The organism is Stieleria mannarensis, from assembly GCF_014154935.1.
Taxonomy (GTDB): domain Bacteria; phylum Planctomycetota; class Planctomycetia; order Pirellulales; family Pirellulaceae; genus Stieleria; species Stieleria mannarensis.
In genome coordinates, this window is sequence record NZ_JACEHH010000047.1 from 56,910 (window position 1) to 68,945 (window position 12,036).

At 59.3% G+C, this 12,036-nt stretch carries 5 protein-coding genes; all 5 read left to right on the forward strand.

Annotated features, from left to right (window positions below; translation table 11 throughout):
* Nucleotides 1-226: 226 nt before the first annotated feature.
* Nucleotides 227-3,541 carry a sulfatase-like hydrolase/transferase gene (locus H1B37_RS25575; protein ID WP_182870117.1) on the forward strand — a complete coding sequence of 1,105 codons (3,315 nt, stop codon included), beginning with the start codon at nt 227-229 and terminating at the stop codon, nt 3,539-3,541.
* A gap of 364 nt (nt 3,542-3,905) precedes the next feature.
* Nucleotides 3,906-4,457 (forward strand): cupredoxin domain-containing protein, encoded by a 552-nt coding sequence (locus H1B37_RS25580; RefSeq protein ID WP_182870118.1) that lies wholly within the window; start codon nt 3,906-3,908, stop codon nt 4,455-4,457.
* Nucleotides 4,454-6,964 carry an FG-GAP-like repeat-containing protein gene (locus tag H1B37_RS25585; RefSeq protein WP_182870119.1) on the forward strand — a complete coding sequence of 837 codons (2,511 nt, stop codon included), beginning with the start codon at nt 4,454-4,456 and terminating at the stop codon, nt 6,962-6,964. The genes H1B37_RS25580 and H1B37_RS25585 overlap by 4 nt, the downstream gene beginning before the upstream one ends.
* Complete coding sequence (locus tag H1B37_RS25590) at nt 6,939-8,627, forward strand: MBL fold metallo-hydrolase (protein ID WP_182870120.1); 1,689 nt, start codon at nt 6,939-6,941, stop codon at nt 8,625-8,627. The genes H1B37_RS25585 and H1B37_RS25590 overlap by 26 nt, the downstream gene beginning before the upstream one ends.
* A 262-nt stretch (nt 8,628-8,889) precedes the next feature.
* Nucleotides 8,890-11,826, forward strand: coding sequence for a CRTAC1 family protein (locus H1B37_RS25595; protein WP_182870121.1), 2,937 nt, complete (start codon nt 8,890-8,892; stop codon nt 11,824-11,826).
* The last annotated feature ends 210 nt before the right edge of the window (nt 11,827-12,036 follow it).

Genomic DNA, 12,036 nt, shown 5'->3' on the forward strand with positions numbered 1-12,036 from the left:
GACGCACAACGTTGACGCACAACGAGTGAGTCTTTGCGTCAGAGAAACGAGATCGCGTCGACGTGATTATACAGTGGGTGCCCCGCGGTCATTCGGCTGCCCGACCGATGATCGACAATATTTCTGTGCCGGTCAGCTTTGGTTACACCGCCGATTCCGCACCTTCTATTGCGGGGGCTGTTAAATTGACGCAAGTGTCCCCTCTCCAGATGCAAGGAAAGAATCCGTGAATCGAGTGTCTACGCCATTCTCGTCCGCGCTGTTGTTGCTGCTGCTTTCATCACTGCTTTCATCACTGCTTTCATCACTGCTTTCATCACTGCTTTCATCACTGCGTGCGGCGGACGCGCCCAACGTTATCCTGATCATGACGGACGACCAGGGGTACGGGGATCTTTCCTGCCATGGAAATCCGACACAAAGGACTCCCCATCTGGATCGATTGCATTCCCAATCGGTGCGGTTCACCGACTTTCATGTGGCTCCGTTTTGTACTCCGACACGGGCGGCGTTGATGACCGGCCGCTATCCGGCACGGACGGGCGCGTACCGCACGTCGTCGGGGCGAACGTCGCTACACCGGCGCGAGAAAACGTTGGGTGATTTGTTCACCCGCAACGGCTATGCGACCGGGATCTTTGGCAAGTGGCATCTTGGCGATTGTGCACCGTCACGGCCGATGGACAAGGGATTTGAACGCAGCGTCTGGCATCGTTGCGGGGGCCTGACGCAGATCTCGGACTACTGGACCAACGACTATTTCGACGACACGTACCTGGTCGGTGATCGATGGAAAAAGTTCGAAGGCTATTGCACGGACGTCTGGTTCGATGAAGCGATGAACTTCATCACGTCGGTCGTTTCCGATGCCGGCGGCAGCAAGCCGTTCTTCGTTTATCTGCCCACCAACGCACCCCACGGTCCCTATCTGGTTGCCGAGAAATGGAAGCAGCCTTTTCTGGACCTGGGCATGAACAACACGAAAGCCAGTTTCAAAGGCATGGTCGCGAACTTCGATTGGAACCTCGGACGCTTGCTTCAGTTTTTGGACGACGAGCGTTTGGCCGATGACACCGTCGTGATCTTCATGACCGACAACGGAACTTCGGCGGGGACGACGTTCGACAAAGGGACTCGGATTTATGGCTGGCCGTTGGATCCGGCAGAAAACGCCAACATGCGTGGCGGAAAAAGTTCCGCCTACGACGGCGGCCACCGCGTGCCACTGTTCATCCGCTGGCCGAACGGAAACTTGGGCTCGCCACGCGACATCGACACGCTTGCCGCACACTTCGACATCACGCCGACGCTGATGGATTTGTGTGAACTGGATCGTCCGGCGTCGTGGCCCGAGTTGGATGGGCGGTCGCTCGTGCCGCTGCTGGAAAACGACGATCCGCCGTGGACGCCACGAACGCTGCACACGCAGATGCACGGCGGCAACGGCTATCGCAAGCCCGGTGACCGGTGGGAAATCGGCGCGGCCCTGACCGAACGTTGGCGGTTGGTCGAAGGCCGGGAACTGTACGACATCATCGCCGACCCGGCACAACGAAACGACGTCGCGAACGACCATCCCGACGTGGTCGCCAAACTCAGCAAAGACCACCAGCAGTGGTATGAATCGGTCAGGCCCGGGATGATTCCGACCCGAATCCTGGTGGGCTCTGAAATGGAAAACCCATCGCACCTGACCAGCCAAGAATGGGTGCTGCCCGTGGGCAGCCCCCCCTGGGCTCATCAGCACGTTCTCAAACGCATGATCGCCAACGGCCCCTGGCATCTGGATGTCGCTGCCGCAGGCACGTACGAAATCTCTCTATCGCGTTGGCCGGCCTACCTGGACAAGCCGATCGAATCGAAATCGGCAGCAATCGAAATCGCGGGACAAACGCTGTCCGTTGAAATTCACGAACCGGACAAGACGCCCGATGTGACGTTTCGAGTCAACCTGCCGGCCGGCGCGACCGAATTGAAAACGACGCTGACCACCCCAGACGACCGACAGCACGGAGCCTACTTTGCAAGCGTCAAACGTGTGGATGCCGCGGGAAACGACCAAGCCGCGCTGCTGTGGACTCAGTACTGCTTGGCTGGCAACACGCTAAAGCTGTCGGCCCACACCGACGCCGATCCGATGCGTCCGACGAATGCAGCGGCAACGCTGTCTTTGGAAACGGACACGGGTTGGAGTTCGATCGCGACGGTTGATGTCGATCCGTTGACCGCGATGGCGGAGTTTCGCGTTGAGCGTTGGGATTCGACGGTCGCCCGAAAGTACCGCGTTAGCTGCGGCGGCAGTGAACTGACCGGAACGATCCGCGCCGATCCGAAAGACGCCGAGACGATCAAGTTGATGGCGGTCGCCTGCGTCAACGACAAATACTTCCCCTATGCGGAAGCCGTTACGCAAATGATCGACCAGGATCCCGACTTGATCTTCTTCGCGGGCGATCAAATCTATGAGAGCAACGCCGGGGGTGGGATTGTCGAGGCGAAGACGGAAGCCGACGTTCCCGTGGCGATGGCGAATTATTTGGCCAAATGGCGACGCTTTGGGATGATCTTTCGCGACCTGTTGAAGGATCGCCCGTCGGTCATGATCACCGACGATCACGACGTTTACGCGAATGATCTGTGGGGCGACGGGGGACGCTTCATGGCGGGCGACCGCACCTCCGGTGGCTACCCGATGCATCCGATGTGGGTCAACGCCGTCGAACGGACTCAGATGTGGCACCTGCCCGATCCGGTCGCGCCTGGGCCATGGGGCGACGGCATCCTCGCCTACTTCACCTCGCTCGATTACGGCGGTGTCAGCTTCGCCATCCTGGAAGACCGCAAGTTCAAATCACCGCCCTCGGAGGTCCTCTCCGAAGCGATTCCCGATCCCCGCACGGACAAGCCCAACCGAACGCTCGAAGTCATCATGGATCCGGCGTATGACGTCGCAAAACTGGACCGGCCGGACCTGCAGTTATTGGGGCAGGCACAAGAGGCCTTTCTGGCCGATTGGGCGAATCGGGTGAAACAAAAACGCCAACTTGCCGCGGTGCTGTCTCAATCACCCTTTGTCAACATCGGCAACTACGATGTGACCTACGGCGACATGGATGCCAACGGCTGGCCGCAATCGGCGCGAAACCGTGCCCTGCGTGCCATCGCCCCTTCCAATGCGGTGATGATCAGCGGCGACATCCATTTCGGCACGCTGCACCGACATGGCATCGTCGCCTGGGGTGACGGCCCGTGGGGCTATTCGCTTCCCGCGTTCGCGTCCAATCAGAACCGAAGTTGGCGTCCCGGTGTGCCGGCCCAGGGCGGCCAGATCGACGGCGTCGTCGGATCGGGCAACCATCACGACCGCTTCGGCAACAAGCTGACCGTTGCCGGAACGGCGCACGGCTACAACGGGTACGGCATGGTGCTGTTTGACAAACCGAACCGCCGGATCACACTCCGGCTGCACACGATGGACGGCGACCGAAAACCGAGCAACGAATCGGTGCCCGGCTGGCCGCTGACGATCGATGTTCCGTGATGGAGCGGGAAGGCCCGCAAGCGGAAATCGACGCGGTTTTGTCCAGGGGAGGGCCCGAAGGCTGGCGCCCAATCGGCTCACCACCAAGTGACATCAGCCGTACCGCGCCAGCGTACGGGCCCCATCAATCTCGATTTAGCGGAATGGGGCGTTTGCCCCGCCGACGTGACAGCAAATACTGCGGGAAGCGTTGCGTTCCGCAACACGCGGGTCCCCTTGCGCGCCGGTTGGGCGGACACGAAGGAGTGGAAAAGCGAAATCAACGCCGCTTGATTAAAGCCGGGCGATGGTGAATAGTTTTTGAGCCGCCTCGACACGCGCCGCCAATTCGGCCGATCCATGGCGTCCCAGACAAAAGAACTTCATGAATTCCACTCTGAAATCTACGAAATCCCGATATGCCGTCCGAGAGATGGCCGCCAACCTTCGATCGACGTTTGCGGTCGCAGCGGCTTTGATTGCCGCCGGCGTCGCGTTCTCGATCGGCTGGCGAGGGCTTCGTGAGGAACCAGCGTTGACCCATTTGGATGTCAAGGTGGTCGGATTGGATTATCACCTCTATTTTCACTACCCCGGTACCGATGCGGTGCTGGGAACCAGCGATGACCGCTTGGGATCGCGAAATTTTTTCGCCCCAGCCAATGCATCGGTGGACTTGAACCTGACGAGTCGGGATTTCGTTTATTTGGTGGAAATCCCCGAAGTCGGCCTTTATGAAGTCGCTGCACCGGGCCTGGAATTCAAAACCCGGATTGAAACGGGGGATTCAGGCGTGCACTCTTTGCTGGGAAGTCAGATGTGTGGTTACGACCACCCGGAACTAATTGGGGATTTCGTGGTTCAACGTTCGGCGGATTTTAGGCGGACCGTCCGAAAGCTTTCCCCCGCACCATTACCAGCCAACCGAACTCAATGAATTTTTTTCGCCTGTCTCACTGGAATCCTTCGGTTTTTCTGGTGATTTCGACCCTGGCCGTGCTTTCAGGGTGTGCCCCCGATGTCGCCCCGCAACGTGAGTCCACGCCGGACGTGGACCGCTCGCTGCGAACCGGCGAAGCCCAAGGGTTACGGGTTTTCGGAGAGATTCCTGCATTTTCACTGACGGACCAGCATGGGGAACCTTTTGACCGCAGCCAATTGGACGGGAGCATCTGGGTCGCGACATTTGTTTTTACGCGTTGCGGCGCGACCTGCCCCTACCAAACCGCCGCGTTTACCGAGCTGCAGCAAACGCTCCAGCGGGCCGATGAATGGGGCAAGGTCCAACTGGTTTCGTTCACCGTGGATCCTGAATTCGACACCCCCGAGGTGCTGACGGAGTACGGGAACAAGGCCGGAGCGGATTTCGAACATTGGCATTTCCTGACCGGCGATCGATCGAGTTTGTGGGATCTCAGCAAAGACGGTTTCAAGTTGGATGTCCAATCGGGGCGCGACGCGACCAACCTGATTGCTCATAGTTCGCTGTTCGTGCTGGTGGATCAAGATTCCAAAATCCGTGGCTATTACGAAGGGTTGTCGCCGGAGGCTAATAAGAAGCTGCTGGAAGATGTGCGTGAATTGCTGGACCAACAAGACCCGACGCGGCGCGATCGGGTCACCGAAGTGTCCGTTCCACGCGACGTTCGCGATCCGAAATGGCTGGAACCTCGTGCCCGAGCCCAGCGTGCGCTGGCGCCCGGCTACGACGTGACTTGCGATTTCCAGTTCACCGACACGCTTTCGGCCAGCGGCATCACATTCAAAGACAACGTGGTCGACGACGTGAAGCGAGATTTTAAAGCCGCCCACTACGACCACGGCAGCGCCGTGTCGGTTGCCGATGTCGACCAAGATGGATTGTTGGATCTTTACTTCGTCTGCCAATTGGGAAGCAACCAATTGTGGCGCAACCTTGGCGGCGGCAAGTTTGAAAACATCACCGAATCAGCCGGCGTCGCGGTCGCCGATGAAGTTTCGACCGGGGCGTCGTTTGCCGACGTCGACAACGACGGGGATGCCGACCTGTACGTCACCCGTGTCCGGGCTCCGAATCGGTTGTTCCTTAACGACGGAACGGGAGTCTTCGAAGACGTCTCGGAGGAATCGGGATTGGATCACGTCGGGCACTCCTCCGGGGCCGTGTTCTTCGACTACGATCGCGACGGTTTGCTGGATCTGCTGTTGACCAACGTTGGAGAATACACGACCCAGCAGCGTGGTCCCGGCGGGTACTACCTGGCCTACAAAGCCGCCTTCACCGGACATCTGTTCCCCGAGCGTGCCGAACCGAACATTCTGTTTCGCAACTTAGGTGACGCACGCTTTGAAAACGTCAACGAAAAGGTCGGATTCGACGACGTGTCCTGGTCTGGGGATGCCACGCCGATCGACGGCAATGACGACGGCTGGCCCGACATCTACCTGCTCAGCATGCAAGGCCACGACCAGTACTTTGAAAACCAGCAGGGCAAAGGCTTTGTCAGCAAGGGACTCAAGCTGTTCCCGAACAGCGCCTGGGGATCGATGGGCGTCAAAGTGTTTGACTTCAATCGCGACTCTCGGTTGGATCTGTACGTCACCGACATGCACACCGACATGGTTCATGACGTGGAACCAGAAAACGAAAAGCAGAAAATGACCCGGAATCTGCCGATCTCGATGCTCGCCACCGACGGCAATCACATCCTGGGAAACGCGTTCTATCTGAAAGACGGCAAAGACTCCTACCGCGAGGTGTCGGACAAAATCGGGGCCGAAAACTATTGGCCCTGGGGGATCAGCGTGGCGGACTTGAATGCCGACGGATTCGAAGACGTCTTCATCACGGCCAGCATGAACTTTGATTTCCGCTACGGAATCAATTCCGTTCTGCTGAACGATCATGGAAAACGATTTCTGGACAGCGAATTCATCTTGGGGGTCGAGCCGCGGGCGAAAGGCACGGCGCAACTGTGGATGGAACTGGATTGCGACGGAGCCGATGCGAAACACCGATTGTGCGAAGGCCGTAGCGGCAAAATCCACGTCTGGGGGGCCGCCGGCTCACGCAGTTCCGTCGTCTTTGACATCGAAAACGACGGCGATCTGGACATCGTGACCAACGACTTCGGCGGAACCCCGATGGTTTTGACCAGCAATCTGACCGACAACCACGACGTCCATGCGCTGAGTGTAGAATTGGTCGGTACGCGTTCCAATCGAGACGGTCTTGGTGCCCTGGTGGATGTTCAGGTCGGCGAGGAACACCTGATTTCGGTCCACGACGGTAAATCGGGCTACTTGTCGCAAAGCAGAATGCCGATGTACGTCGGCTTGGGGGACGCGGCACAGGCTGATTCAGTCACCGTCACCTGGCCCTCGGGGATCGTCCAGACCCTCCCGGGACCCATTCCATCGAACCAAAAACTGACCATTGTTGAAGAAGGCGAAATCGCAGAGTAAGCACACCCCGGCGCGAGCGTCGTCTGCCAAGTCCCTCGTTCAGCTGTTTCTCGTTTCCTCGATCGTTTCGAGCGTCGCTCTGATCAGCGGCTGCAACCCCTCGTCGCCTCCGCCACCCGGCAAACCGATGGAAACGTTGGTCCCCCGCGAGGCTGAAAGCAACGCTGCGGCACCTCAGTACCCGACGCAGTGGTTGGGCGGCAAAACGCTGACCGTCGCCCCCGGCGTTCATGTGCTCGGCGAACTCAGCCCTAGCGCCGTTTACGCCATCGAAACTTCCGACGGCATCATCCTGATCGACTCCGGCAGCGACGAACTGGCACGCGGTGTCCGCGAATCATTGCTGTCGGTCGGCTTGCGGCTGGAGGATGTGCGTTATGTGTTGATCACCCACGCACATTACGACCATGTGTTTGGCGCCAACAGGATCCGAACAATTTCGGGATCCATCGTCGCCGCCGGTAAAGACGACTGCCAGGTGCTTCGCGGTCCCGACTTGCCAGCCCTCTACTCCGTGTTTCCCAAAATCCCCTATTCCGGCGCTGCGATCGAGGTGGATCGGGAACTGGTTGACGGAGACCGGATCGAATTGGGTGACGTCACGGTAGAGGCGATCGCCGCACCGGGGCACACTCCGGGCAGCACGTGCTACCTGCTGACCCGAGGCGACCAGAAAATCCTCTTCTGCGGAGACGTGATTTCGTCGATCGATTTCGGCCCCGCCACCTACTCCGCCGAACTCGCCCCGAAATACCGCGGCGATGCCACCGCATTTGTCGCCACGATCGACCGGTTGCTGGAAATGGGGCCGCCCGATCTGTTGTTGACCGGGCACCCGCGACAGCAAAAACGATTGCAGTCGATTCGGTTGGACGAAGCGACGTGGCAGGGGATGCTCCGTCCGGCACGCGACGAACTGCAGGCGATGGTTGACCGTCAGGCACGCGACGGAGCCGACTTCCTTGATGGCCACCCCAAGCCGATCGAACCGGGCGTGTTTTACCTGGGCGATCTGGATGGCATTGCCGTGTATGCGATTTTCGATCAACAGAAACTCAGGGTGGTCAACGCGCCTGGGGCGGACGCCTTCCAGGCGTTTCTATCGGCACGTCTGGACGCGCTGGGGCTAAAGACCGAGCGGCCCGCGACGATCTTGCTGACCTCCGATCGCCCCGATCACCGTTCGGGGTTGGAATCGATGCCACGAAACACGGTCGTGTTCGCCCCCACATCGATCACCACCGCACTGAAAAACGATGGATTGGACGCGCAGACGCCGTCGGCAGCGTCGGCGATTCCGCTGCAGTTGCTGGAGACTCCCATGGGGTTGTGCTATTCGTATTCCGTGGATGGACGTGAGGTCTTGTTGACGCCCGACGCACCACGCAACGTGTCGTTGGTCTGGAAAAACAGGCTTTCCGGCCGCAAGACGATGGGCGACCTGCAGCCCCAGATGGAGGATTTGATGGCAGAGCTTGCCGAAACGGAGGAGCGATTGACAGCCTATCGAAAAACGCTGTTGCGAATGGAGCCCTTCCGACCGGATGTCTGGTTGCCGTCGCGTCCGTTGGCCGGCCAAAATGCCAACTTGTATGACGACGATTGGGACGAGATCATCGACAACAATCTGCGTCCGGTCGACGCCGTCGAACGCCGCTTTTGATCAACCGGCGTCGACCGATGCCCCGAAGAACCAAAAAACGAACGATCGATCCGTGGATGCCGTAACGATGAACATGAATCGATTGTTTTCCGTCCTGCGCCTCTCCGTTGACAGGTCGCTGCCGCGCCGGATGACGCCACAATGCACAAAGGCCGTTGTGGATCGCCTGTCCGGCGTAGCTACCTTCGCCAGAAGGTGGATTCCAGAGGGGGGCCACGCTCTGTCCAGCGTAGCGACGTCAAAGACGCACTGTCCAGCAAGCGTGCCCGCGGTCATTCTGGTTTTAGCCGGCCTCGCTTTGGTCGGTTGCGGACAGAACGATCGCAACGAGGCGTCGGTCGAAACTCCGACCGGAGCGACGGTCGACGATGACGCGTCACGGCTGGAATCAGCCTTTCGACTGTTCCAGCAGGGGAAAACCGATCAAGCACTCGAATTGGTTCAACAGGTTCTGATTCGATCGCCCAGCAACGTCGAAGCGTTGAGTTTGGCGATTGAATTGTACAACCAACGCGGGGATCATTGTCGTGCGGCCGAATTGGCGGCAACGATTGCCGAGGCCGATCCGACACGTGCTGCTGCAATCCTGGTCCGTGCCTTTGATTGGAATCTGCGCTGCGGTGACTTTGCCGCCGCGGAGAAAAATCTGCGACGCGGCGTCGAATTGGACAACGCAAATGTCCAGATCCATCGGCTGCTCGCGCAACTACTCAATGCGCAAGGGCGACGCTACGAAGCGAGTCGACATGTGCGTCAATTGATCCGTCTTCGCGCCGTTCAGCCCAACGAAACCCTCAGTCTGGTCGACCTTCAAGGTCCCTTTTATCTGGTTTCGTTCGCAGAATTCGCCACCGGCCAATCGGTCACGCTGTTCTCGTTGGGCCATGTGCGAGAGCTTTACACGCGGGTCAATGCCGAGCCGGAGGATGTGTTAAAGCGGATGCATCAAATCAGGGCTGCGTTCCCCGAAAACACCACCGCGGCGGCGCTTCACGGCCGCATCCTCGCCGAAACCGGTCGCCGGCAAGAGCTGGTCCGGTGGTCGCAAGACTTGCCGCCGGGGACGAAAGACCAACCCGAATACTGGAGCGCGATCGGCAGTTGGATGGCGTTGCAGGATCGTCACGACGAAGCGATTCGGGCATTCGGCGAAGCCCTTCGCCGCGACCCCGGCGATCGCGAATCGTTGCGTTCGATGATCCAGTCGTTGATTGTCACCGACAAGGAATCGCAAACCCCCGAGCTGCGAAAACGGCTGGCCGTGCTCGACCAAATCTTTCGCATCGCCAAGGAGGCCGATGCCGAACAATCGATGTGGATCTCGCAGCAGTTGGCGGAACTCGCTCGACCCTGGGAGTCGTGCGCCTGGCTGATGCGAGAGGCTCAGATGAGCGGCGCGATGTCACAGCGGATTCCCGAACTGAACCAGCGTCATCAAGCCATCGTCGCCTGGGAACGTGACGCAACCGAACGCCAAATCGGATCGGCGAAACTGGACCGCCTGCTCGGGTTCGAGATCGAGCAATGGCCGCTGCCCAAATTGCAGACGCAGGAACAGACGCCATCGGTCGCCCCAGCGGAGCCCGACAATCAGCAACTGCGACTGGTCGACGTTGCCCCGAAATTAAAACTTCACGCCCAATACGTGGGTGGATTCGCTTCCGATGGCAGCAAGTTTTATCCGTACCAGGTCAATGGCGGTGGATTGGCGGTGATCGATTTTGACCTGGACGGCCGGTGCGATCTCTATGCCGCTCAGTCCGGTGGAACGCCGGCAGAACCGGGATCGTCAACGCCGAATCAGCTGTTCCGATTTCTCCCCGAAGGCGAATTCACGGAAGTCACCGGGCGTGCGGTCGTCGGTGATCGCGGTTTCGGCCAAGGCGTTTGCGCCGGGGACGTGAATCAAGACGGGTTCCCCGACCTGTTGGTTGCCAACATCGGAAACAACGTGATCTATCTGAACCAGGGCGATGGCACGTTTCGCGATGCCAGCGATCTGTACGTTGCCCCGGCCGCCGATTGGACCTCGTGCATCGGTTTGGCGGACCTGGACGGCGACACGTTGCCCGACATCATCGAAGTCAATTACATCAACGACCCGTTGGCGTTTACGATCAGTTGCACCGACGACTATCTGTCGTGCCAGCCGCAACGCTTCCACGCCGCGGCAGATCGTGTCTTTCGATCAGCCGGCGACGGGCGGTTTCACCCGTGGGACAAGGCGGCGAACATGCGGGCTAACCCCAAACTAGGGTTCGGTCTGGTCATCGCCAATTTTGACGGCAAACTGGGCAACGACTTCTTTATCGCCAACGACGGTGACCTAAACCATTTCTGGGTCAGCACCGCAACCGAAGGCGGAAATGACGCCCGGTTTTCGTTGGTCGAATCGGCCGCGGTACGCGGCTGCAGCATCGGCAAAGGCGGTGATAGCCAGGCTTGCATGGGAGTCGCTTCGGGAGACTTTGATCGCGACGGCCTTCTCGATTTGCACGTCACCAATTTCCACAACGAACCGGTCAACCTGTTCACACAAAACGTCCCCGGGTTCTTTTTCGACGAATCGCTGCGGTACGGCTTGCATGACCCCTCGTTCCCGGTGCTCGGGTTCGGTACCCAGGCAGCCGATCTGGACAACGACGGCTGGCTCGATTTGGCCGTCTTGAACGGACACGTGTTTGACGCCCGCGACGAAGGCATCCCGTTCCAAATGGCCCCGCAACTGTTCCACGGCGGCCGCGAGGGATTTCGGCTTCAGGATCCGGCTGCCGCCGGCGACGTCTACTGGCAACGTGAACAACTCGGACGCACACTGGCAACGCTGGATTGGAACCGCGATGGGAAAATGGACTTGGTCGCGGGGCATTTGGATCAGCCCGTCGCATTGCTGCAGAACGATTCGGACACACAGCATTGGATTCAATTCGAACTGATCGGCGTGGACGGTGAACGCGATGCCATCGGTGCGGAAGTCCGCGTCAAGGCCGGCCAGGAGAGTTGGACCGGCTGGCAAACCGGCGGCGACGGCTACATGTGCAGCAACGAGCCGGTGCTGCACTTCGGTATCGGTGCAGCGGAGTCGATCGATGAGGTCCAAATCCGTTGGCCCGGAGGGAAGATGCAAACGTTTGAAAACGTCGTCGCGGATGCCCGCTACTTGGTGATCGAAGGCGCCCGGCAGCTCGAGGAGCGTTGAGAGAGGATCTCGCGCTGGTGTCCAGGCTTTCGCCGCCCGCGGTCGCTGCTTGGGACGTCGATTGTATTGCTGACCGACTTTTGGGTTAGTGCCGCTCAGCGGTGATCTGTTTCACGATGCTGCGGAATTCATTCCGCAGCACTTGCCCAAAGGGCATACACATCCATAGCCTGGGGTCAGGGAACGAGCGCAGCGAAGTGACCGCAACCC